The following is a 23209-nucleotide window of genomic DNA, read 5'->3' on the forward strand; positions in this document are numbered from 1 at the left end:
TTTTTAGTTTAGTTTTTGAAGAAAAATATCAAGCGCTTCGGAGTGTTGTTCTTTTAAAGTTTGGTCAATGATTTCCCCGTTTGCAAAAACTTGACCAAAAGAAGGTAAAGAAAAAGTGGAAGCTATTTCCGCCCCAAAACGTGGGAGAATGTCCTGCACGACACCCATCGCCCCTATTCCACCTCGCTTTCCAGGAGATGCGGCCATAAGGAAAACGGTGGTATCCTCTAAAAACCTTCGCTCCAGTCTGGAAAGCCAATCCAATAAGTTCTTAAAGTATCCAGAGGGATTCCCGTTGTGTTCATTTACGGAAAGAATTAGGCCTTGCGATTGTTGGATATATCCTTTAAATTCTATCAAAGAATTGGAAAAACCTTTTTGCTTTTCTTCATCCGCAGAATACATGGGAAAAGGATATCGAGCCATATCCAAAGTCTGCACCTTGTGATTTTCTATCAGGGAAGCTGTGTACTTTACTAACTCATAATTGATAGAAGTTGAGGAATTGCTGCCCGCAAATGCCAAAATCTCAGCCATTACAATAATTCTTTAATTGTTTCGCTAAAATACCGTAAAGCACCAAAAGATGTATGTATTTTATCTAATTTTGGCGTGCTAAACATCCAAATGTACTGTGCAACAAGTATATAGAGTAGCCTTTTGTAATGAAAACCAAAACTAACAGATTATTCTTCATTGACGCTATGCGTGCTTGGGCCATCTTGATGATGCTCCAAGGACATTTTATAGATGGTCTGTTGGACCCTATCTTTAGGGATAGCAACAATATCGTTTTTACTACTTGGAAGTACTTTAGGGGAATAACGGCCCCCGTCTTTTTTACGGTTTCCGGTTTTATTTTCACATTCTTACTGGTTCGAGTTCCAGAGAACGGAATGGACAATCCTAGAGTAAGGAAGGGAATAAAAAGAGGGCTTCAACTTTTATTGATAGGTTATTTGCTACGGATGAACCTTTTTGGAATGCTCACTGGCCATATCTATAATTCTTTTTATTTAGTGGATGTACTGCATTGTATAGGTTTATCCATCCTAGCGATTATAGGGTTCTATTTGTTCAGTACCAATAAGTCCAAAGGGACTTTTCCCTTGCTTTTGATAGGAACAACTTTGCTACTTTTCCTATTTGAACCCATATATAAACAGTGGTCTTTTTCTTTTTTACCGGATGCCATAGCCAATTATTTTACCAAAGCCAATGGTTCTGTTTTTACTATCATACCCTGGTTGGGTTATGCGACCATGGGAGGATTCTTGGCCATGGCTTTTACCCGATTCAAAAACCATAAATATTTGTATCCAGCGGCTATTTCTATTGCTGGTTCTCTTGGGCTTTTGTTGATTTTCTATTCCTCCAAAGGATTTATTTGGTTGAATAGTGTCACCGACATAAGACTTTTTGCATTGATTGAGCAAAACAACTACCTATTCATTCGTTTGGGAGATGTCTTTGTGGTTTTTGCCATCTTTATGATTTTCCGAAAATTCATGACAAATGCTACAGTATTAAAAGTTGGTGCAAGCACTTTGAGCATTTATGTGATTCATTTTATCATCTTGTACGGTAGTTTTACCGGATTGGGACTGTACCGATTTTTTAACCATTCCTTGACTCCATCTGCTGTAATTCCAGGAGCCTTGGCCTTTATGTTTGTCTGTACATTTCTTTCCTTGAAGTACGACCGCCATGAACTTCAAATTAAGTCCACCATCAGCCATATTGTCCAAACAATCCGACTTCAGATTATGGAATTGTTTCGGATTAGTTTGCCTATTTTAAAAGAAATTAAGGCTAAGATTAGGGTTTTTGTAAGCCGGGTTTTAGGCATCGCCAGGAACTAAATAGACTTCTCTTCTGTCACAAAAATTAGTTAAAAGCTTCAGCATCTTTTAATTCTAGCGACCCATTATAAAAAATTTATAATGCTGGCTATGCTCAAGACTAAAAGAAAGTTCCTTTTTTTCGCCTCCCTAATTTTTACGTTTTCCTCCATTCTTGCGATAAACCTTCCATCAAATCCTTCAAACACAGTCCTTGCCGAAGTAGATGACACAGCGCAATACTTTCTGGACCTACTCCGCGAAGATGACCCTTATTTGACGGCCCGTGCCCTAAAACATATCAAGGAAAATTGGGAAAAAGGGTATGAAATCATGCTCTTGGAGGCAATCTACTTTGCACGTTCAAAACGACATTCCAACAAGCTTTTACAAATACTGGAACAAAAAACCGGAAAGAAATTCGGGTTGGATTATGATAAATGGTTCCAATGGATTTGGAACAAAGAATCAGCATATCCAGATGCCTATTTTGAATACAAGTCTAAATTGCACCGATTGATTGACCCCAAATTTGGCAAGTATTTTTTGAATAGAAGCCATCAATCCACTATACGTTTGGATGAAGTCCGTTGGGGAGGGGTTTTGCAGGATGGTATTCCCCCGTTGCGCAATCCCAAAATGATTATCCCTTTGGAGGCAAACTACCTAAAAGACAGTGCTATTGTATTCGGCATTGAAGTTAATGGGGACGCCAGAGCCTATCCGAAACAGATATTGGCTTGGCACGAAATGTTTGTTGATGAAGTGGGTGGTGTTCCAGTTGCTGGGGTATATTGTACACTTTGTGGTACGGTAATTTTATACAAAACCGAACATGAAGGTGTAAATCATCAAATGGGCACCAGTGGATTCCTATATCGGTCCAATAAGTTGATGTATGATAAAGCCACCCAATCCCTTTGGAGCACCTTGGAAGGTGAGCCTGTAATTGGTCCGCTAGTGGGTAAAGGAATTCAATTGGATTATTTAAGCGTTGTGACTACCACCTGGGGGGAATGGAAAAAAAGACATCCTGACACCAAAGTACTTTCTTTGGACACCGGACACAGAAGAGACTATCGGGAAGGCGTGGCGTATCGAGATTATTTTGCTACTGATGACCTAATGTTCACAGTTCCTGAAATAGATAAAAGTTTAAAAAATAAGGATGAGATTTTAGCTATCCGCCTACCTGAACAAACCAATGAGAATTTAGCCATTAGTAGTCGTTTTCTAAAACGTAAGTCCATATATCAAAACAAAATAGGAAATACCTCATTTACCGTGTTCACGGACAAATCCGGCGCCCATCGGGTTTTTAAGACAGGTACCCTCGATTTTTTGGAATATGATGGCATATCCACTGCAAAAGATTCGAATGGCAACACCTGGACCATCGAAGAAAATAACTTGGAAGGACCAAATGGAAAAACAATAGAACGACTTCATTCCTTCAACGCTTTTTGGTTTGGCTATAAGGCAGCCTATCCCGATGTGACCTTGATTAAATAAAATATCAAGATTAATCCAGTACTAATTCATTTAATAAAATCAACATGGAGAATCCCAATATAATTACTATAGATAAGGAGAGTGTTCCCTTTCTTACATTCCCAACAGAAGATGTTTTTGACAAGAAACAAGAACGTAGCCGTAGATGCACAAGTTTGTTCAAGGCAATGCGACTAGGAAATTTAGAACGTCACAAAGTGAGTATTCTCTTTAAAGACGATATCGGCATGAAAAGAGTGGAAACCACCATTTGGGGAGTCACCAATAAACGGGTGATTTTAAAGAAGGCTATTAACCTTCCCATAAATCGCGTGCTCTCTGTTTCTTAAATGTGAATAGGTCTATCTTCCGTGGCGGCTAAGGCTGCTTCTTTCACTGCCTCGGCATAGGTAGGATGTGCATGACTCATACGGGCCATATCCTCTGCTGAAGCCCTAAATTCCATTGCAGTTACCGCTTCGGTAATCAAATCAGCACATCGAGCACCAATCATATGGACTCCGAGAACCTCATCAGTAGCTTTATCCGCTAGGATTTTTACGAAACCATCGGTATCCATACTAGCTCGAGAACGACCTAAAGCTCGCATTGGAAACTGACCTACTTTATAGGCGACTCCAGCTTCTTTTAACTCTTCTTCGGTCTTTCCCACAGCCGCAACTTCTGGCCAGGTGTAGACGACTCCGGGAATAAGATTATAGTCGATATGCGGTTTTTGGCCCGCCAAAATTTCGGCAACCATGGTGCCTTCCTCTTCCGCCTTATGGGCTAGCATAGCACCTCGAATAACATCTCCAATGGCGTAAATATTGGAAGCGGTGGTTTGCAAATGGTCATCAACCACTACCCTTCCGCGTTCATCCAATTGAACCCCGGCTGCTTCTGCGTTAAGACCATCCGTATAAGGTCTACGACCCACTGAAACCAAACAATAATCCCCTTTAAACTCTACTTCCTGACCTTTCTTATCATCCGCTTTTACCACAACCTCATCGCCTACGCGCTCAACGGATTTCACCTTATGGGATAAATAGAATTTGGTTTTCTGCTTTTTCATCACCTTCATGAGTTCTTTGGACAAGGCTCCGTCCATCCCAGGAATAATTCGGTCCATGTATTCTACAACACTAACCTCAGCCCCCAATCTTTTGTATACTTGCCCTAATTCCAATCCGATAACCCCACCACCTATCACTATCATATGCTTTGGAACCTCTTTCAATTTTAAAGCCTCTGTGGAGGTGATAATTCGTTCCTTATCAATGGTAATAAAAGGTAAAGTTGAAGGTTTTGAACCGGTAGCAATAATGGTATTTTTGGCTTCTATGGTTTCCACACTACCATCATTCTTAGTCACATTGATATGTGTAGCGTCTTTAAAACTTCCTACTCCTTCATAGACGTCAATCTTATTTTTGTCCATTAGAAATACAATGCCCTTAGTAGTTTGCTCCACTACCCCATCTTTACGAGCTATCATTTGTTGAAGATTAACCTTCACCTCTCCCGGAATATCAATACCGTGTTCCGCGAAATGTTTTATGGCATCCTCATAATGATGTGAAGAATCCAAAAGTGCTTTTGAAGGGATACAACCCACATTTAAGCAAGTACCTCCCAAAGTTGGATATTTTTCAATGATTGCAGTTTTCATTCCCAATTGCGCACAGCGTATTGCTGCAACATATCCTCCTGGACCAGAACCGATAACGGCCACATCATATTGACTCATATAGTATGACTAAAAAAGTTTAGAAAATCTTTTATAAAAACGGCTGTAAAAATACGAATGTTTTTTGGGAAACCTCCTGTATTTTACATGGGAGCCAACGGAAACTTTGAAGCACCAAAGGAACCTATCCAAAGCCCGGCCAATAGTGAAAGATGTTGACCTGTTTCAAACCAAAAAGGCCCGCTCCATTCCCCGCAGAGCGCAACAAAGCACATTTTACCCACTATAAAGAATGAAATCAAAATATGTGGCCAGGTGTTATCACGAACCACAATTAAAGAAGCCAAAAAACCAGATACCACGGAAGACAGTAACACGGACATACCACTTAACATCAAGGTGCCAGAGGTGGAAGTACAATAACTTACATTGTCAAAGAGCACATCTCTGGAAAGTGTAGTGTATAAGATAAGTGAAAGTGTACCGATAATGGTAGCCGTTGCTGTGAGCAACACCCGGTTTTTTGGCGACATGGTTGCGGTTCGTTTTCTGATTGAACCTAAATGTCACAAAAAAATTGTCTCACCAGAACCACTTTAACAGCGATTTAGGTTAAAGTTTGTAAAAGTATGGCTGTGGAATTCTTTACTTCTTTAATGACAAAAGCGCTTTGGGTGCTTCCAATATTTTTGATGGCGGTAAGCTTGGTGACCATAAATTGTCGGTAGGCATCCATGTCTGCCACACTTATTTTAAGCATATAATCGTAGTCCCCACTAGTATGGAAACACTCAGAAACTTCCTCCAGTTTTTGCACCTCTCTTTCAAATTGGAGCACATTGTCCTTGGTATGCTGAATCAATTTAACATGGCAGAGTACCATAAAACTCCGATTGACCTTTTTTCGGTCTACCAAAGCCACATACCCTTTAATTACACCCTTTCTTTCTAGGCGCTTAATGCGTTCAAAAACCGCCGTGGTTGAAAGACCAAGATGGTTGGCCAATTCCTTGTTGGTTCGCTTGCTATCGGTTTGAAGTAGAGTCAACAGTGATTCATCCTGTGCATCCATATTAAAAATTTTCTTTTAAATCATTTAAAATGAATTAATTTATGATTTTAGTTCTTTAATAATTAATAAATATAAATTTTTATTCTATAAATAAAATATAGTATTGATTTTAATTCTTACTTACTCTATTTTTGATAAAAATCAGTACCATGAAAGATAGCGCTGCGCAACGCATTCAGGACCTTCAATATTTTGGGGAATTTGGAGGAGTAAATCCTTCCATTTCAGATTCCTCGACCTATACTTTCCTTTCGGCCAAAACCATGTTTGACACTTTTGAGGGCAATACCGAAGGATGCTATCTATATAGTAGGCATTCTTCCCCTTCAAATTTATACTTGGGTGAGGCACTCGCCTCACTTGAAGGTACCGAGAGCGCTAACGTCTATGCCAGTGGTATGGGGGCTATTTCTTCTGTGATTTTTCAATGTTGTGATTCGGGTGACCATATTGTAAGCAGTAGGACCATTTATGGAGGCACTTACGCACTAATGAAAAACTTTTTGAAGAAATTCAATATCCAAACCTCTTTTGTGGATACTACGGATATTTCAATCGTTGAAGAGAATATTACCTCAAAAACAAAAATGATTTATTGTGAGGCCATAAGTAATCCGCTTTTGGAGGTTTCAGATATTGCAGCTTTGGCGAAATTGGCAAAAAAGCATGGTATCCCTTTGGTAGTTGACAACACATTTTCTCCTTTGAGTATCGCTCCCGCCAAATTGGGAGCAGATATTGTAATCCATAGTCTTACTAAATTCATAAATGGAACCAGCGATGCAGTTGCCGGAGTGGTTTGCGCTTCAAAAGAATTTTGTTTGCAATTGAAGGATGTCAATGAGGGAGCAGGGATGCTGCTGGGTAGTACTTTGGATAGCCTCCGAGCAGCTTCCATCTTGAAAAATCTCAGAACATTGCACATCAGAATGAAAAAGCACAGCGAAAATGCCCTATATCTCGCCAAGTTCTTTGAGAATGATGGATTAAAAGTGGTATATCCTGGACTAAAAAGTCATAAAGGACACGAAACCATGAAATCCCAAATGGTGCAGGAATATGGTTATGGCGGACTTCTGACTATAGATGTCGGTAATCTTGAAACCGCTAATGCCCTCATGGAAACCATGCAAAAAAGCAATCTAGGATATCTGGCTGTTAGCTTAGGGTTTTATAAAACACTGTTTAGCGCTCCAGGAACTTCTACATCTTCGGAAATACCCATGGAGGAACAGGAACAAATGGGATTAACCGATGGCTTAATACGTTTTTCCATAGGTCTAGATGATGATATTCACCAAACCTATCTTTCCATGCGGGAATGCATGATTAAGCATGATGTTCTTACTACGGATAAGGTCGAGGCCTAATTCCCAAAGTACTTGGTTTTTTGCATAGCTAGGGTCAATGTTGTAATATTACCCTTAACCAAACGCGGACCCATGTCAGAGAAAAAGCAAAAAGCCAAATACAGACAAAACGAAAAAGTTATTGAAAACAGGGAACTGAATATTTGGGAAGCCTTAATTCCGGTTTTCGCTTTGGTTGCTATGCTGGCCTATAACGTTTATGTCTTTGGTGATGACGCTTTAAGTGGTTCCAATCAATTTATTCTTCTTTTGGGTGGTGCAGTAGCCGCCATGGTCGGTTTTTTCAACAAGGTATCTTACAAACAGATGATTGCCGAAGTAGCGGAAAATGTAAAATCCACTACTGGAGCACTTCTTATTCTTTTGATGGTGGGTGCCTTGTCCGGCACTTGGTTGGTAAGTGGTATCATTCCCGCCATGATTTATTATGGACTTCAAATCTTAAACCCAACTATTTTCTTAGCGGCATGTGTAATCATTTGTGCCATAATCTCAATCGCCACTGGAAGCAGTTGGACCACAGCCGCGACAGTAGGAATAGCTTTAATAGGGATTGGTGAAGCTCTTGGAATTTCATTGGGCATGACCGCAGGGGCTGTTCTGTCTGGGGCATATTTTGGAGATAAAATGTCACCCTTAAGTGATACTACCAATTTGGCACCTGCCATGGCCGGTGGAGATTTGTTCTCGCATATTAAGTATATGGCCTGGACCACGATACCCACGGTTTCCATTACATTGATTGTCTTTATCATTTTAGGTTTTACGATAAATACTTCTGGTGTCGCCGATACAGATGCCATTCTGGGCACTATAGATTCGGCCTTTAATGTGAATGGATGGCTTTTCATTGTGCCAATCGTGGTGATTTTTCTAATTGTAAAAAAGACTCCTCCCCTCGCCGCCCTATTAATAGGGACTTTACTTGGCGGAGTATTTGCGCTAATCTTCCAGCCAGAAATCGTAAGTAAATTAGGAGGTGGAGAACAACTTAATTTTGAGACCGGTTATAAAGGCATGCTAAATGCGATTACGGTTGAGACATCCATAGCGACGGACAATCCAGAGTTGAATGATTTATTTTCAGCTAAAGGCATGAAAGGAATGTTAGGAACAATTTGGTTGATTATCTGCGCTATGGTTTTTGGGGGTATTATGGACGGTATTGGCGCCCTTCAACGTATTACCAAATCCCTTTTGAGTATGGCCAAAACCACTTTCGGACTTTTCGCCAGTACCGTTGGGAGCTGTTTAGCTTTAAACGTCACCGCTTCGGACCAATATTTGGCCTTGGTTGTTCCCGGTAAAATGTTTTCTAAAGCCTACAAGGAGAGAGGGCTCGCACCGGAAAATTTAAGTCGTACACTGGAGGACTCTGGTACGGTCACGTCGGTCTTAGTGCCCTGGAATACCTGTGGTGCATATCATAGCGGGGTCCTGGGCGTGAGCGTTGGTGAGTATTTCTTTTATGCTATTTTCAATTGGTTAAGCCCATTTATGACCTTATTGTTTGCAGCATTTAAAATTAAAATCAAACAATTGGTCACCCCAACCACCGCTTAAAAACACTCATATTTTGTTATTAAAAAATCTGAAAGAACTTAGTTCTTCCTAGCTAATATTTTTACCTTCACACCAAATTAAAAAATACCGTATGGCATCAATAACTTTAGGGGGGAATCCAGCTACCACAGTGGGTGAACTGCCTGCTTCTGGAAATAAAGCTCCAAGTTTCACATTGACCAAATCTGACTTATCAGAGGCGTCATTGAGCGATTATAAGGGTTCTAAATTGGTACTCAATATTTTTCCCAGCGTGGATACGGGAACCTGTGCCCAATCCATCAGACAGTTTAATAAAGAAGCGGCTAGTCTGGAAAACACTAAAGTCCTTTGTATCTCTAAAGATTTACCTTTTGCCCAAGCAAGGTTTTGTGGAGCAGAAGGTATTGAAAATGTAGAGATGCTTTCGGATTATAAAACAGGTAAGTTTGGAAAAGACTATGGTGTTGAGTTTGCGGATAGTGCCTTCCAGACATTACATTCCCGAGCGGTAGTGGTACTGAATGAGGAAGGAACCGTCACCTATACTGAGCAGGTCTCTGAAACTGCCGACGAACCCAATTATAAAGCGGCCTTAGAGGCTTTGGGGAATGCCTAGGGAGTCTTTTTTGGTCAATCGGATTAAAAGTGTTGGCTTTGCCCTAAAGGGCATGTTTCTTTTGCTTAGGACCGAATCAAGCATCAAAATTCAGTTTGTTATTGCACTTGGTGTAACTGCTGCTGGATTTTATTTTAATATTTCACCCATCGAATGGACTGTCCAATTATTGGCCATAGGGCTGGTGATGGGTATTGAAGGTATAAATACGGCCGTAGAGAAATTGGCAGATTATGTGCAACCCGACTATGATGAAAAAATCGGATTCATAAAAGATATTTCTGCTGGAGCCGTTATGATAGTATCCATATTTGCCAGTATTGCGGGATTCATCATCTATGTTCCCAAACTGTTCTAAACCTCATCCAAAACCAGTACTGGAAACGTAAATTTGTAAATTAGCCCCATTATCTCAGTTTTTAATGGCCAAAAAGAGAACAAAATCAAAATCTTCAACCTCAAAGAAGAAGTCATTTACCCTATCCAAACAGAACAAAATCATTTTGGGAAGTTTGTTGATTGTGCTAAGTATTGCGCTCTTTTTTTCATTCATGTCTTACTACTTCACCTGGCAGGAAGACCAAAGTCTTTTATCCGAATTCAAAGACAGAAACGCTGAAGCGAGCAATTTGCTCAATAAGTTTGGTGCCTCTGTAAGTCATTTTTTTATGTACAAGGGCTTTGGATTGGCCTCATTTACTTTTCCATTGCTCCTCGCTATCACTGGCTTATACCTTTTTTTGGGATTGGACCGAAAAGGTTTAATCTCTAAATGGATTTGGGGTATACTAGGAACCATTTGGGTTTCTATTTCTTTAGGTTTTTTTGCCTATGAGCAACCCTTATTGGGAGGTTCCATTGGTTTTGAAATGAACGACTTTCTTCAAGACTATGTAGGCAAAATTGGCATATTCCTTATTCTTGTTTTTGTCTTGATGGTAATTCTCGTGCGACTTTTCAATTTTACTCCGGAGGGATTCGCCAACTTCTTTCGAAAACAACGGAATTCCTTTAAATCGAATACCAAAAAAGGTACTCCCGCAATGGCAACGGTTGGTGCTGGGGACAACAGTATCGAACTGAGTATGGAGGACACTGAAACAGAAAAAATAGGCACTTATACCCACAAGAAAGACATTCCTCCGCTTGTTAAAGAATCTGGGTTGGATGTCAACCTACCGGAGCAGGAAGAAGAAATAGAAGATATAGGTCTCAAAGTAGAGAAGGTAGTTGAAGAAAAGGAAGAAAAGGATATAAAATCGGACAAGTTAGTTAAGGATTTTGGCGAATTTGACCCGAAACTGGAGTTGAGTCAATACAAATTTCCGCCTCTTGATTTGTTGGACCCTCATGGTGCCTCTGGTGGAATTACTATCAACCAAGAAGAGCTTGAAGAAAACAAGAATAAAATTGTCAGTACCTTAAAAAACTACAAAATTGGCATCGCCCAAATCAAAGCAACGATTGGTCCTACGGTAACCTTATATGAGATAGTTCCAGAGGCTGGAATTCGAATTTCAAAAATCAAGAATTTAGAGGACGATATTGCATTATCGCTGGCTGCCTTGGGTATTCGTATCATTGCACCCATCCCGGGCAAAGGAACCATCGGTATTGAAGTTCCCAATAAAAATGCGACCATTGTTTCCATGCGCTCGGTCATTGCTTCTAGTAAATTTCAAAAAGCAGAAATGCAACTGCCGATTGCCTTTGGAAAGACCATAAGCAACGAGACCTTTGTAGTGGATTTGGCCAAAATGCCCCATTTATTGATGGCTGGTGCCACTGGACAGGGAAAATCCGTCGGATTAAATGCCGTAATCACTTCACTCCTATACAAAAGACATCCCGCCGAAGTGAAATTCATTTTGGTGGACCCAAAAAAGGTAGAACTTACGCTATACAACAAAATTGAGCGACACTTTTTGGCAAAACTTCCTGATTCTGAGGAGGCTATTATCACAGACACAACCAAAGTTATCAATACCTTGAATTCCCTCTGCATCGAGATGGACAATCGCTATGAGTTGTTGAAGACGGCGATGGTAAGAAATATAAAAGAGTATAATACCAAATTCAAGGCACGAAAGCTTAATCCCAATGACGGACACAAGTTTTTGCCCTATATCGTTTTGGTCATAGATGAGTTTGCTGACCTTATTATGACCGCTGGCAAGGAAGTGGAAACTCCTATTGCACGTTTGGCGCAATTGGCAAGAGCCATTGGAATTCATTTGATTATCGCTACGCAACGGCCATCGGTAAATGTGATCACTGGAATTATCAAAGCTAACTTCCCTGCAAGACTCGCTTTTAGGGTTACTTCAAAAATAGATTCCAGAACCATTTTGGATGCTCAAGGAGCAGATCAATTGATTGGTCGTGGAGATATGCTGTTTACCCAAGGAAACGATGTGACGCGATTGCAGTGCGCCTTTGTGGATACACCCGAAGTGGCAAAAATTACTGAATATATTGGTTCGCAAAGAGCCTATCCAGAAGCCCATCTTTTACCTGAATATGTAGGAGAAGATTCTGGCACGGGGATTGATTATGATATCGCAGACAGGGATGCCATGTTCCGAGAAGCCGCAGAAGTAATCGTGACGGCCCAACAAGGTTCTGCATCTTTGATTCAACGAAAACTGAAATTAGGGTATAATAGAGCGGGTAGAATCATTGACCAGTTGGAAGCAGCGGGTATTGTTGGCCCGTTTGAAGGAAGCAAAGCACGTCAAGTACTTGTTCCGGATATATTTTCCCTTGAACAACTATTGGAAAACGAAAAAAAATAAAACACGCCATGTTCAAAAAAATATTTTTCTCTGTCTTTATCCTTTCCATAGGTTTTTCTGGATTTTCCCAGAATTCCCCTAAAGCCAAGGCACTATTGGATGAGGTTTACAATAAAGTTATGGGGTACAACAATATCTATGTTGATTTCAAATATTCCCTAGAAAATAAAGAAGCCAATACGAAGAGTGAAACCCGGGGCAATGCCACGCTTATGGGAGACAAATACCTAGTAGACCTTTTTGGCTCCAAACAGCTCTATGATGGAAAAAAGGTCTATACCGTAGTTCCTGATAATGAAGAGGTCACCATAGAGGACAAATCGGAGGATGAGAATACGATTACTCCATCAAAAATGCTGACATTTTACCGGGAGGGACATACCTATAAATGGGATATTTTGCAGGATGTCCAAGGCAGAAAAATTCAATATGTTAAGTTGGTTCCCATTGATACCAATTCTCAAATTACTTCCATTCTTTTGGGTGTTGATGCGGAGACCAAACACATCTATAAACTGATTGAAACCGGGAACAACGGAACAAAAACCACCATAACCGTTAATTCTTTTAAAACCAATCAGGCCTTATCCAATACCTTGTTTACCTTTGACGAGAAAAAATACGAAGACGAAGGCTACTATATCATAAGAAACTAGCATTGGATTTAAAAATACTTGACCGGTATATTTTATCGCGATTTCTTTATAATTTCTTCAGCTCTTTTGTCATCCTAATGGTCATCTTCATATTTCAGGGGATTTGGCTGTTTATTGATGATTTGGCTGGAAAAGGATTGGGATTGGTCATTATTGGCAAGTTCCTTTTTTATTATATGCCTAGTCTAGTGGACAAAGTACTTCCACTGACCGTTTTACTTTCGTCCATACTCACTTTTGGTACTTTTGCTGAAAACTATGAGTTTGCTGCGATGAAGGCTTCCGGAATCTCACTGCAAAGAGCCATGCGAAGCCTCATAATTTTTGTCATTCTGTTGGGTGGTGTAACTTTTTTCTTTGCCAATAACGTTATCCCCAAATCCGAACAAAAAACATTTAATCTTAGAAGAAATATTGCCAAGGTTAAACCCGCAGCGGCCATTACGGAGGGTGTTTTCAGTGATTTTGAAGGAACTGGTGAAGGCATGAACATTAAAGTGGAACGAAAATACGGTGAACAAGACCGTTTTCTTGAAAATATTGTCATCCACAAAAAAACCATACAGGGAGTAAACAATACCGTCATTAAAGCCAAAACCGGAGAACTGATTAGTAGCGAGGATTCCGACATTATTCAATTGGTTCTTAAAGATGGAAACTACTACGAGGAACTAAAGCCAAAAGCCAATAAAGACCGTCGCAAACATCCTTTTGCCAAATCCAAGTTTGAAACGTATACCATAAACATCGATGTATCAGAGCTAAACGATCAGGATTTAGAAGAAGATGGGAACATTACCACCAACAAAATGAAAAATGTTACCCGATTGGTAAAGGATATTGATTCCCTTGGAAAAGACAATCTTAAGAAAGTGGAAGCTTTTTCCAAAAACATATCTAGCCGTATGGGCGCCTTTCCCCTACTCACTAGAAAAGACAGTTTGAAATTGGAAGAGGTAGGCACACAATTACAAAAAGAAGTGGACGAAAAGAAGGCAGATACCAAGGATGACAGGGAGCAAAAAGACAGTATCCAAAATGTAGACCAGCTTTTGGAGGACATGGCAGTCTGGCAAAAATTGCAAGTATTAAATAATTCCAAGACCACTGTAACTGGAATTCTAAACACGGTAAAGTCTAAAAAAGACGAACTCCAAAAACGGTTTAAATTTTACAATAGTCACATTCTTTCCCTACATCAGAAATATGCCTTGGCGTTTTCTTGTATCATCCTATTTTTTGTGGGAGCGCCCCTAGGAGCCATTATTAGAAAAGGTGGTTTGGGACTGCCCATGGTCATCGCCATTGTATTATTTTTGACGTATTATTTTATAGGGGTTTTTGCCGGAAATTATGCGAAGGAAGGAAATATCCATCCGGCCTTTGGTGCTTGGTTGTCTACTCTAATTATGCTTCCGTTGGGAATATATTTAACGAAACGGGCAACGGCAGACCGTGGATTAATGGGGGATGGCAATTTAGTAGAGCGCATTTCTAGCTTTTTTAGATTTAAGAAAAAAGACAAGACAGAGAAAAAATAAAATGGTCACAAAAGAGAAAATACAATTGAATACCATTGCGGAAGCTATTTCTGACATCAAACAAGGAAAGGTAATCATCGTGGTTGACGACGAGAATCGGGAGAATGAAGGGGACTTTGTGGCTGCTGCGGAATTGATTACACCAGAAACCGTAAACTTCATGGCGACCCATGGTCGGGGATTGATTTGTGCCCCACTAACCGAAGGTCGTTGCAAACAACTAGGCCTTGGCATGATGGTAACTCATAATTCTGACCCTTTAGAAACCGCTTTTACAGTTTCTGTGGATTTACGGGGTAATGGGGTAACCACAGGTATTTCCGCTGCTGACAGGGCAAAAACAATTATCGCACTTACTGATAAATCAGTAAAACCCCATGAATTGGCAAGACCAGGGCACATATTTCCATTGATTGCCAAGGAAGGCGGAGTGCTACGTCGTACAGGTCATACGGAAGCTGCCATTGATTTTGCACGCTTGGCCGGTCTTCAACCTGCTGGAGTAATTGTGGAAATTATGAATGAGGACGGGTCCATGGCCCGTTTGCCTCAGCTTATGGAAGTTGCCAAGAAATTTGACCTAAAAATTGTTTCCATTGAGGACTTAATTGCCTACCGTATGGAGCATGATAGCCTGATTGAGCGTAAGGAAGCCTTTGATATCAAAACCCGATTTGGAAACTTCAGACTTAGAGCCTATAAACAGACCACCAATGACCAAATTCACATAGCCTTAGTCCGAGGAACCTGGAAAAGTGGGGAACCCATCCTAACTAGGATTAATTCGACATTGGTAAATAATGATATGCTGGGCACGCTTACCAATAATCCAGACGAAGTACTTCATAAAATGTTCAAAGTCCTGAACGCCGAAGAGAAAAGTGCTATGATATTCATAAATCAAGGAAATCAATCCATGAATCTATTGGGTCGACTCGCTGAATTCAAAGAATTACAGGCCCAAGGTATTTCTAAAGCTCCCAAAATTGAAATGGACAACAAAGATTTTGGTATAGGCGCCCAGATTCTGCACGATCTTGACATCTCAAAAATTAGATTGTTGACCAATTCCGGAAAGACCAAACGAGTTGGAATGGTAGGTTACGGACTGGAAATCGTAGAGTACGTCAACTATTAAGGGAAAAACCAGAGTTTTATGGCCATGGTAATGACCATGACTACCAAAAAGGTTTTGATGAATCCATCTCCCTTTTTTACCGAGAATCTACTGGCTAGCCAAGCACCGGAACCATTTCCAATGGCCAGTATTAGTCCCAGTTTCCAATTTACCTTGTCGTTTAAGACAAATACGGCCAATGCGGATAGCATGTAAATAAAAACCACTGTGACCTTCGTGGCATTTACACGTACTAGATTCATTCGGTTCACAAAATGCATAAAGAGAATCATTAAAAATCCAAGTCCGGCATTTATAAATCCGCCGTAAATTCCAAAAAAGAAGAAAACCACAATACCCAACCACAGGTATTTGCCTGTTAGGCGTTCCTCCATTTCCTCCAGCTTCATTTTGGGCTTGAAAATGATAATCAGCACAACCGCTATCATTACCATGGCCAAAATCCTATTAAAGGTTTCACCATCAACATCCACTGCAATTTGGGCACCAATAATAGAGCCCAAGAAAGCAGAAATTCCGAGATATAGGCTAAATGGATAGGTAGAAATGCCTTTACTTTTAAATCCAGCTGTAGCCATTGCCGTCTGAATAACTATGGCTACCCGATTGGTGCCGTTTGCCACGGCAGGAGGTAAACCCATAAAAATCAATGTGGGAAGGGACAGGAGAGAACCCCCTCCTGCAATGGTATTGATAAAGCCCACCGCAAAGCCCACTGCAATCAAAAGTGCATAATGATACCACGAATCCATGGGCACAAAAGTAGGTCGTTAAAGGCGATTAAAAATGGACAAAAATTAAACTTTACAAACTTTCACAGAACCAAAAAAGCTTGTTATATTTGCACCCGCCTACGCAAAGACTACGGCGGGCGGGCCCGCAAAGTTTTACAGGAGGAATGGCAGAGTGGTCGAATGCGGCAGTCTTGAAAACTGTTGAGGGTCACACCTCCGGGGGTTCGAATCCCTCTTCCTCCGCAAAAGAGAAGCTTCACAAATGTGAAGCTTTTTCGTTTTCTACAATGAGCAAATGTCAATTGCAACTGCATAAGAATACCACCCAACTACCAAAGAAGCCCTTTTGTTCGTAATCGATACGTTTAGATGTGCTTTATCAAATTGAATGAACTCCACTTCTTATTTAGGAGATAACAAGATTTATTCAATACTAAAGAAAGTTATAGCTAATCCAGAAAACACGGTGCGCGAAATAAGTTGCGATTCTTTTCAATGTTACATATTCAAAATCATTTGTTACGTACCAAAAACAGACAAGAACAAGTTGCCTTTACTTTTGAAAAAGTAGTGAGTTTGTTCAAGCACACTATCCTAGAAATCTTCCCCCGTAGACAAGAAACAAGTACTTAATTAAAAGAAGAGAAGATGAAAGCAAAAGCAATTTTATTAATAGTCATCCCTTTAGTTCTGTGTTCTTCATTGGTCGGGTGTTCCGCAGAAGACGGTGAAACGGGGCCACAAGGACCGCAAGGAGAACAGGGACTGCAAGGGGAACAAGGCCCACAAGGGCAGCCGGGAGTCGATGGCACAGATGGTGCCGACGGACAAGATGCCAACTCTACTGTCATTTCTTCAGGATGGTTTGAAATCGATACCTGGGACACTGACTTGGCTGATTTTAAATTTCACCGAATTCCGGATTTGATTTTATCAGAACTTGAAAGAGAAAACAATGTATTCCTGATATACCGAAGATATCAGCCCAATCCATCCATTACTAGAATAGATTTACTGCCTTTATATGTACTTGATATAAATGGAAGTATAGAATTGGCCATACGGAACAGAATTTCTGGAAATGGTCTATTTCTTCAAATCGAATCATACGGCCGTTCAGTGGCCAGTGACGAATATCTAGGTCCTGAAACCCTGTTTCGATACATAATTATAGCACCTCCGTCAACGGATGATAAAAGGAACCCTATGAACTATGCCAAAATGAGCTATGAAGAAGTTATCGAATATTTGGGTATTGACCCATAAACCAAATAAAAACAAGTGAAATGAAAAATTTTAAAAAATTTGCCATTTTAGGGTTTAGTACATTCATCATGCTATTTTTAGCATGCAGTTCGGAAGATGGAGAAACTGGCCCTCAAGGTCCACAAGGTGAACAAGGTATTCAAGGAGAGCCTGGAGCGAATGGGAATGCCAATATTATCGCTTCAGAATGGTTGAATATCACCTTCTCCCCTATTCTGGGGAATACTATAAGTGCTACCCTAATTGATAATAGGATAACCACAGAGTTGATAGAAAATTCGGTCTTTCTGCTATATGGAAGAAGTAATGCCACCACCCCACAGAGTCTTATCTCCATTCCGTTGACCGAACCGAATTTGGGAGTTTCTTTATATTATGTTCTGGATGCATCCAGGAATCAAATAGAGATTTTGGGTGTTTACTTTGCAGGAGCCACTCCAATCCCCAATATTATTGATCAGGTACGATTTGTGATTATACCCGCAAATATGGGTTCCACATCGCTAGAAAATCTTGATTACGAAGATATAATTAGTCAACTCGAATGGAATTAATAAAATAGTGCGTAACAAAAAAGTTGGGTTAGATATGGAATGTCGAGTTTTAGAATTTCAACAAGCGGAAAAAAATCTGTATTGGACTAATACAGCTCTTAAGATTTTAAAATTATGGGTGTTATTGCTCCTAATCCTTTCAATGGGATGCGGAAGCGACGACGGTGAAGGTAGTGGACCACCACCACTTTCGGCTTGCGAAACGGGTTCAAATCCCAATATTACTTTTACGGCCTCCTTTACAAATCTTAATGATATTGAACATATTGAACCTTTAGGGGAAATACAGGCTGCGCATAATTTTTCGGAACACACCTATGTTTTTATAAAACCAGATGTGACCGAAGTACCCGTTTACGCCCCTGTGGATATGGATTTAGTGAATGTCACCTTTAACGGGATTGATTATCAACCCATGTTTCGCGCAAGTTGCGAAGTGGTTATCCGTTTTGGACATATTACCAATCCTATTTCATCCATTAGAAATCTAGCCATAAGTCAAGGAATAAGCCTTTTTGAGGGCAACCCTCCTACCCTGTTGAGTTTCTCAGCAGGGGATTTGATAGGCACCACATCAGGAACAGCCCAAGCCAAAAGCTTTGATTTTGGGGTATACCATAGCGAACGACCTCTGACCTTTTTGAACAACGACCGTTTTCATCCTGTGGATACCTTTAAATATGCCTCTTGTCCCTACGATTATTATACAGGTGCTCTACGCAACCAGATGTATGATTTATTTGGACCAAAACCCTTAACACAGCCTTTAAGCTGTAGGGGGCCTAGAGGAAAATCTGGAACTATAGCCGGTACTTGGTTTGACACGGTTGAGGTGTTTTCCACCCCGTATTTTGGTCAAACGGAATTTTCGCCCTTACATGTGGCCACAGCCCTGAATGGAACCGTTAAAATTGTTCGCGGTACGGAATTCCAGGTGAACCGAGTGCTCTTTGGTGCTCCTACCAATATGGACCCTGAAGATGTGACCACAGAACACTGTTACGAATTGAGTTCGGGGGGTTATTTTTATTTTCAGCTACAAACCGACGGAACCTTACATGTAGTTAGAGAACTTACTGGCACATGTCCCTCGGAATTTCCAAGCTCCGGATTTAGGGTATACTATCGCTAAACAAAGGACTAATAACGACATCTCCCTTGGACTTTGTTTCAAGGGCAAAAACAATTTTTTGTATCTTAAAATGTTCCCTTCCAATTAACCACACCAAAATGAGAGTACTTCTATTACTATTCTTTTTGGCTCTTCTCAGCAATAGGTCTTATTCGCAAAAGCAATATGCCATTGATTCCCTGAGACATATTATCAATACCTCTTCTAACGATTCAATTGTGATTGAGGCCTATCTAGGATTTTATGATTTATATAAAAACTCAGATCTTGATTCGGTAAAGTACTATCTTAAGGAAGGTTTGTCCCATACCCTGAAAAAAGAGGACTTAAAAAATCATGCATATCTCACCACCTTTATTGCCTGGTGCGACAACCAACAAGGGAATTATAAGGAAGCCCATGCCATTTTGGATGAGTCTCTTGAACTTGTCCAAGGTAAGCCTTCATATCTCTCCAGTGAGTTGCGATTGTTGAATTGGAAAAGTATCGTGCTTCAGAGTCAGCGGGAGATTGATTCAGCGCATACTATTTTGACCAAAATTGCGAGACTTTCCGATGACTTTCCCATAGAACAGGTTCGAGCCAATTTAATTCTCGGCAATATTGAATTAAGAAAACTTTTTTTTCAAAGGGCTCTTCATTATTACCATCAGGTTGATTCTGTCTGTCAAGCAAACCAATTGGATAACAGTGCCTGCACAAGCGCAGTTGCTAATTCAGGATTGGTATTGATGGAGATAGGCCAGTTGGACGAGGCCTTGCGGTATTTAGAAAGAGCGAAGCAACGATTTCACTACACTAACGACAAAGTTGGAGCCCTTTCCATAACTGATGACATTGCCCGAATCCATCTTAAGATGGGGAATCTTGATTTAGCCGAAGAAATCCTTGTAAAAAGAAATGCACTTTTAAAAGAAAAGAAGTCTAAGCGATTGGAAGTCCAAGGTTTAAAGGTTTTAAACAAAGTCTATCGGAAAAAATCAAATTTTGAAAAAGCTGAATCAACTCTTGAAAGAGGACTAGCATTGTCCACAGAAATTAAAGACACCATAAGCGTGGCCGAATTATCCATCGATTATGGAAAATTCCATACAGAAATAGGGAACTATAATAGAGCTAAATCCATAACAGATGAGATTCTTGAACTACTTGATACTTCCCAGCAAATAGAACGTCTTGATAAATACTATCAACTGGAATATCGCGCAGACGTTTATGAAATACTGGTTTCCATCGCCTTAGGCAATGAGAACTACAAAAGGGCTTTTAAGCTCAATGGGGAGATGCAGGAAATTAAGGACCAGTTGACCGCATCCAAAGACGCTAGGAACATCAAAGAAGTTGAAGAACAGTATCAAAACGAGAAGAAGCAACAGGAGATAGAACTTTTGACCTCGCAATCCCAATTAGCCGCCCAAAAATCCAAGAACGAAAGAAATTTGTTAGTGGGAGGTTTGTTGGTTTTAGGATTGGCTTTTGGAACCCTATTTTTTCTTTTTAGAAACAAACAAAAGACTAACAAAAGACTGCGGGAATTAGAGGCTGCCAAATCCAAGTTTTTTGCCAACATATCCCATGAATTTAGAACCCCTTTAACCTTAATTACAGGTCCAGTTTCACATCTCTTATCCCAAAAAGACCTTTCTGCTGATAACAAAACAGATTTAGGTCTAATTCAAAGGAATGCCAATAGATTACTTAAGTACGTCAATCAGATTTTGGATTTGTCGAAAATTGAGGCAGGAAGTAGAAAATTGCGGGTTTCCGAGGGAGATATCACTCTTTTTTTGAATCACTTGATAGAACCTTTCCAATATCAAGCTGTTCAAAAGGGGATAAAATTCCATGCTAATATCAACCTTAAGAATGAAGCTTGGTTTGATCGGGATATTGTGGAAAAAATAACTACTAATCTGCTTTCAAACGCTCTGAAATACAACCGGGATGATGGGGATATTGCCTTTGTTGCCCAACAAAAAGATGGGGAGATGATAATTAAGGTAACCAATGCGAACCACAATCTAACTGAAAAGGAACTTCCCTTTCTGTTTGAGCGTTTTTACCAAAACAATACGATCCATCAAGGTTTTGGTATCGGTCTTTCACTAGTCCAAGAATTAACATCCCTTTCCCATGGCACAGTACGTGCTTTTAAACCCAATCTGCAGACTATCGCCTTTGAGGTCATTTTACCCAATGAGAGAAATGCATTTTCCAAAAACGAGATTGTTGAGGAGGTGGATGAGCTACCAATATTTGACAACAGGAATGATGAGGATGTTTTACAGCGTATTACGACAGATGCAGAACTTGAAGAAAGCGCCTCTCCTGTTCTTTTGGTTGTGGACGACAATGCAGAAATCAGATTATTTATCAAGACCTTATTGAAAAAAGAGTACCAAATACTTGAAGCGGAGAATGGAGAGGAAGGTATGCAGATTGCCCTAAAGTCTGTTCCCGACCTCATTATCTCAGACGTAATGATGCCGGTACGAGATGGTATCAGCATGAGCAATGCGTTAAAAAATGATGAGCGAACCTCACATGTTCCTATAGTACTGCTGACCGCCAAATCTGGAGAAGAAAACGAGCTTACAGGTTTAAAAACAGGTGCTGACGCCTACATAGTTAAACCTTTTAAGGAGGACAAGCTAAGGGTGGTTATTGAAAAATTAATTGCTACCCGCACAGCCATGCAAGAAAAATTCGGCAAACAATCCATGGGAACACTTAAAGGACCTTCCCTAACCAAGGTAGACACTAAGCTTATGGAAAGAATACAACAAATATTGGATGTTGAACTGACCAATCCTGAGTTTAATGCTTCTTACTTTTCGGAACAAGTTGGACTGAGTCGGATGCATTTGCACCGGAAATTAAAGGCGCTGACCGGATTTTCCACGTCTGAATTTATTCGAAGTCAGCGTTTAAAACTAGCCGCAACCCTACTGAAAGAAGGTCACACCAATATCGCTGAAATTGGATATGCAGTTGGATTCAACCAACCTGCTTATTTTTCCACTGCCTTTAAGCAGCACTTCGGGTGCGCTCCTTCGCAGTATATTGAAATTCAGGTTTAAAAATCCCTAGAATTCTACTACGAAACTTATAATCTTCTTAGCATTGTGAATATTTTATAAGGTATGAACCAAACCCGCAGAGTAAGAAAAAATCATTTTCCACGGTGCCCTGATATGTAAGAATTTGTGTCTCCTCATAATCAACACCAGCATGGTTTCTCCAGAGTTGCTCAATCTTAGTAATGTCCACTAAGAACAAAAAAGGACGGATATTGATTACTATCCGTCCCTTGAAAATACTATAACCCTGATTTTGTTAAAGGTACCTTACCGTGTTTTCGGTCCAGCGAATCCGCTTGCTATTCCCTTGGTTGAAAAGAATAGCTGCCCTTTTCGATTCTATTGTTGATTGATTGATGATGGTGATTGGTGTCATTTTTTGATTGCTTATTCAGTTTCCTAGCGATTGTAATTCCTATACTGCGCCCATAGTGAACGTTTGCTTCCGCTTAGTACAGAGAAATATTGCCCTGTTCTTGATTCTGTTGCTGTTTTGTTGATTGATGCTTTCATAATAGTTTGATGTTTTTGATTGATTTCTGTACAAATATCCTTTGCTTTTGTTTCTTAAGGGAATAACATTTGCTGAGTTGTCGTAAATCTCGTCCCAATTGTTTTTTCTTTCCTTCGAACCTATTTTTTAGCGATTAAAATTTCTGTACTGCGCCCATAATGATCTTTTGCT

20 protein-coding genes and 1 tRNA gene are annotated in these 23209 nt (G+C 40.2%); 16 read left to right on the top strand and 5 right to left on the bottom strand.

Annotated elements, in window-relative coordinates:
- Positions 1–3: 3 nt before the first annotated feature.
- Positions 4–537 carry an NADPH-dependent FMN reductase gene (locus ACSLUF_RS09585; RefSeq protein WP_435622562.1) on the bottom strand — a complete coding sequence of 178 codons (534 nt, stop codon included), beginning with the start codon at positions 535–537 and terminating at the stop codon, positions 4–6.
- A gap of 128 nt (positions 538–665) precedes the next feature.
- Here ACSLUF_RS09585 and ACSLUF_RS09590 point away from each other — a divergent pair, with 128 nt between their 5' ends.
- The 3 genes from ACSLUF_RS09590 (at position 666) to ACSLUF_RS09600 (ending at position 3682) form a co-directional block, all read left to right on the top strand.
- Positions 666–1862, top strand: a complete 1197-nt coding sequence (locus ACSLUF_RS09590) for an acyltransferase family protein (RefSeq protein WP_435622563.1) — start codon at positions 666–668, stop codon at positions 1860–1862.
- 90 nt (positions 1863–1952) lie between these two features.
- Positions 1953–3353: a DUF3179 domain-containing protein gene (locus ACSLUF_RS09595; RefSeq protein WP_435622564.1), complete on the top strand. Its 1401-nt coding sequence runs from the start codon at positions 1953–1955 to the stop codon at positions 3351–3353.
- Positions 3354–3397: 44 nt separating this feature from the next.
- Positions 3398–3682: a hypothetical protein gene (locus ACSLUF_RS09600; RefSeq protein WP_435622565.1), complete on the top strand. Its 285-nt coding sequence runs from the start codon at positions 3398–3400 to the stop codon at positions 3680–3682.
- On the opposite strand, the gene lpdA is transcribed toward ACSLUF_RS09600, so the two are convergent.
- The 3 genes from lpdA to ACSLUF_RS09615 all read right to left on the bottom strand — a co-directional run bounded on the left by lpdA (position 3679) and on the right by ACSLUF_RS09615 (position 6097).
- Positions 3679–5085 carry a dihydrolipoyl dehydrogenase gene (gene lpdA, locus ACSLUF_RS09605; RefSeq protein ID WP_435622566.1) on the bottom strand — a complete coding sequence of 469 codons (1407 nt, stop codon included), beginning with the start codon at positions 5083–5085 and terminating at the stop codon, positions 3679–3681. The two genes, ACSLUF_RS09600 and lpdA, sit on opposite strands and share 4 nt — an antisense overlap.
- Positions 5086–5168: 83 nt before the next feature.
- Positions 5169–5558, bottom strand: coding sequence for a hypothetical protein (locus tag ACSLUF_RS09610; protein ID WP_435622567.1), 390 nt, complete (start codon positions 5556–5558; stop codon positions 5169–5171).
- 74 nt (positions 5559–5632) lie between these two features.
- Positions 5633–6097 (bottom strand): Lrp/AsnC family transcriptional regulator, encoded by a 465-nt coding sequence (locus tag ACSLUF_RS09615; RefSeq protein WP_435622568.1) that lies wholly within the window; start codon positions 6095–6097, stop codon positions 5633–5635.
- 149 nt (positions 6098–6246) lie between these two features.
- On the opposite strand from ACSLUF_RS09615, the gene ACSLUF_RS09620 reads away from it, so the two are divergent.
- The 8 genes from ACSLUF_RS09620 to ribB all read left to right on the top strand — a co-directional run bounded on the left by ACSLUF_RS09620 (position 6247) and on the right by ribB (position 15758).
- Entirely contained in the window at positions 6247–7467 is a 1221-nt protein-coding gene (locus ACSLUF_RS09620) for a trans-sulfuration enzyme family protein (protein WP_435622569.1), read from the top strand.
- 72 nt (positions 7468–7539) lie between these two features.
- Positions 7540–9030, top strand: coding sequence for a Na+/H+ antiporter NhaC (gene nhaC, locus ACSLUF_RS09625; protein WP_435622570.1), 1491 nt, complete (start codon positions 7540–7542; stop codon positions 9028–9030).
- A gap of 91 nt (positions 9031–9121) precedes the next feature.
- Positions 9122–9628, top strand: a complete 507-nt coding sequence (gene tpx / locus ACSLUF_RS09630; protein ID WP_435622571.1) for a thiol peroxidase — start codon at positions 9122–9124, stop codon at positions 9626–9628.
- Positions 9621–9986 (top strand): diacylglycerol kinase family protein, encoded by a 366-nt coding sequence (locus ACSLUF_RS09635; protein ID WP_435622572.1) that lies wholly within the window; start codon positions 9621–9623, stop codon positions 9984–9986. The genes tpx and ACSLUF_RS09635 overlap by 8 nt, the downstream gene beginning before the upstream one ends.
- 64 nt (positions 9987–10050) lie before the next feature.
- Entirely contained in the window at positions 10051–12423 is a 2373-nt protein-coding gene (locus tag ACSLUF_RS09640) for a DNA translocase FtsK (protein WP_435622573.1), read from the top strand.
- A gap of 8 nt (positions 12424–12431) precedes the next feature.
- A complete protein-coding gene (locus ACSLUF_RS09645; protein WP_435622574.1) occupies positions 12432–13079 on the top strand; it encodes a LolA family protein in 648 nt (215 codons plus the stop codon).
- 77 nt (positions 13080–13156) lie between these two features.
- A complete protein-coding gene (locus tag ACSLUF_RS09650) occupies positions 13157–14620 on the top strand; it encodes an LptF/LptG family permease (protein ID WP_435622575.1) in 1464 nt (487 codons plus the stop codon).
- Position 14621: 1 nt separating this feature from the next.
- Positions 14622–15758 carry a 3,4-dihydroxy-2-butanone-4-phosphate synthase gene (gene ribB / locus ACSLUF_RS09655; protein WP_435622576.1) on the top strand — a complete coding sequence of 379 codons (1137 nt, stop codon included), beginning with the start codon at positions 14622–14624 and terminating at the stop codon, positions 15756–15758.
- Here ribB and ACSLUF_RS09660 read toward each other — a convergent pair.
- Positions 15755–16510, bottom strand: a complete 756-nt coding sequence (locus ACSLUF_RS09660; RefSeq protein WP_435622577.1) for a sulfite exporter TauE/SafE family protein — start codon at positions 16508–16510, stop codon at positions 15755–15757. The two genes, ribB and ACSLUF_RS09660, sit on opposite strands and share 4 nt — an antisense overlap.
- Positions 16511–16650: 140 nt before the next feature.
- On the opposite strand from ACSLUF_RS09660, the gene ACSLUF_RS09665 reads away from it, so the two are divergent.
- The 5 genes from ACSLUF_RS09665 (at position 16651) to ACSLUF_RS09685 (ending at position 22524) form a co-directional block, all read left to right on the top strand.
- Positions 16651–16735 (top strand) — tRNA-Ser (locus tag ACSLUF_RS09665).
- 405 nt (positions 16736–17140) lie between these two features.
- Positions 17141–17758 (top strand): hypothetical protein, encoded by a 618-nt coding sequence (locus tag ACSLUF_RS09670; protein ID WP_435622578.1) that lies wholly within the window; start codon positions 17141–17143, stop codon positions 17756–17758.
- 20 nt (positions 17759–17778) lie between these two features.
- Complete coding sequence (locus ACSLUF_RS09675; RefSeq protein WP_435622579.1) at positions 17779–18312, top strand: collagen-like triple helix repeat-containing protein; 534 nt, start codon at positions 17779–17781, stop codon at positions 18310–18312.
- A 142-nt stretch (positions 18313–18454) separates the two neighbouring features.
- On the top strand, positions 18455–19444 hold the full coding sequence (locus ACSLUF_RS09680) for a hypothetical protein (RefSeq protein ID WP_435622580.1): 990 nt from the start codon (positions 18455–18457) through the stop codon (positions 19442–19444).
- 98 nt (positions 19445–19542) lie between these two features.
- Entirely contained in the window at positions 19543–22524 is a 2982-nt protein-coding gene (locus tag ACSLUF_RS09685; RefSeq protein WP_435622581.1) for a response regulator, read from the top strand.
- The last annotated feature ends 685 nt before the right edge of the window (positions 22525–23209 follow it).

Origin of the sequence: Flagellimonas sp. (assembly GCF_965601775.1) — a bacterium.
GTDB lineage: Bacteria > Bacteroidota > Bacteroidia > Flavobacteriales > Flavobacteriaceae > Flagellimonas.

Bases quoted from the DNA above. Each gene is read 5' to 3' on its own strand.
- ribB (WP_435622576.1), top strand. From the start codon at position 14,622: ATGGTCACAAAAGAGAAAATACAATTGAATACCATTGCGGAAGCTATT.
- ACSLUF_RS09600 (WP_435622565.1), top strand. From the start codon at position 3,398: ATGGAGAATCCCAATATAATTACTATAGATAAGGAGAGTGTTCCCTTT.
- ACSLUF_RS09645 (WP_435622574.1), top strand. From the start codon at position 12,432: ATGTTCAAAAAAATATTTTTCTCTGTCTTTATCCTTTCCATAGGTTTT.
- tpx (WP_435622571.1), top strand. From the start codon at position 9,122: ATGGCATCAATAACTTTAGGGGGGAATCCAGCTACCACAGTGGGTGAA.
- ACSLUF_RS09680 (WP_435622580.1), top strand. From the start codon at position 18,455: ATGGGATGCGGAAGCGACGACGGTGAAGGTAGTGGACCACCACCACTT.
- ACSLUF_RS09585 (WP_435622562.1), bottom strand. From the start codon at position 537: ATGGCTGAGATTTTGGCATTTGCGGGCAGCAATTCCTCAACTTCTATC.
- ACSLUF_RS09635 (WP_435622572.1), top strand. From the start codon at position 9,621: ATGCCTAGGGAGTCTTTTTTGGTCAATCGGATTAAAAGTGTTGGCTTT.
- ACSLUF_RS09595 (WP_435622564.1), top strand. From the start codon at position 1,953: ATGCTCAAGACTAAAAGAAAGTTCCTTTTTTTCGCCTCCCTAATTTTT.
- ACSLUF_RS09610 (WP_435622567.1), bottom strand. From the start codon at position 5,558: ATGTCGCCAAAAAACCGGGTGTTGCTCACAGCAACGGCTACCATTATC.
- ACSLUF_RS09670 (WP_435622578.1), top strand. From the start codon at position 17,141: ATGAAAGCAAAAGCAATTTTATTAATAGTCATCCCTTTAGTTCTGTGT.
- ACSLUF_RS09685 (WP_435622581.1), top strand. From the start codon at position 19,543: ATGAGAGTACTTCTATTACTATTCTTTTTGGCTCTTCTCAGCAATAGG.
- ACSLUF_RS09660 (WP_435622577.1), bottom strand. From the start codon at position 16,510: ATGGATTCGTGGTATCATTATGCACTTTTGATTGCAGTGGGCTTTGCG.
- ACSLUF_RS09590 (WP_435622563.1), top strand. From the start codon at position 666: ATGAAAACCAAAACTAACAGATTATTCTTCATTGACGCTATGCGTGCT.
- lpdA (WP_435622566.1), bottom strand. From the start codon at position 5,085: ATGAGTCAATATGATGTGGCCGTTATCGGTTCTGGTCCAGGAGGATAT.
- ACSLUF_RS09615 (WP_435622568.1), bottom strand. From the start codon at position 6,097: ATGGATGCACAGGATGAATCACTGTTGACTCTACTTCAAACCGATAGC.
- ACSLUF_RS09640 (WP_435622573.1), top strand. From the start codon at position 10,051: ATGGCCAAAAAGAGAACAAAATCAAAATCTTCAACCTCAAAGAAGAAG.
- ACSLUF_RS09650 (WP_435622575.1), top strand. From the start codon at position 13,157: ATGGTCATCTTCATATTTCAGGGGATTTGGCTGTTTATTGATGATTTG.
- ACSLUF_RS09675 (WP_435622579.1), top strand. From the start codon at position 17,779: ATGAAAAATTTTAAAAAATTTGCCATTTTAGGGTTTAGTACATTCATC.
- ACSLUF_RS09620 (WP_435622569.1), top strand. From the start codon at position 6,247: ATGAAAGATAGCGCTGCGCAACGCATTCAGGACCTTCAATATTTTGGG.
- nhaC (WP_435622570.1), top strand. From the start codon at position 7,540: ATGTCAGAGAAAAAGCAAAAAGCCAAATACAGACAAAACGAAAAAGTT.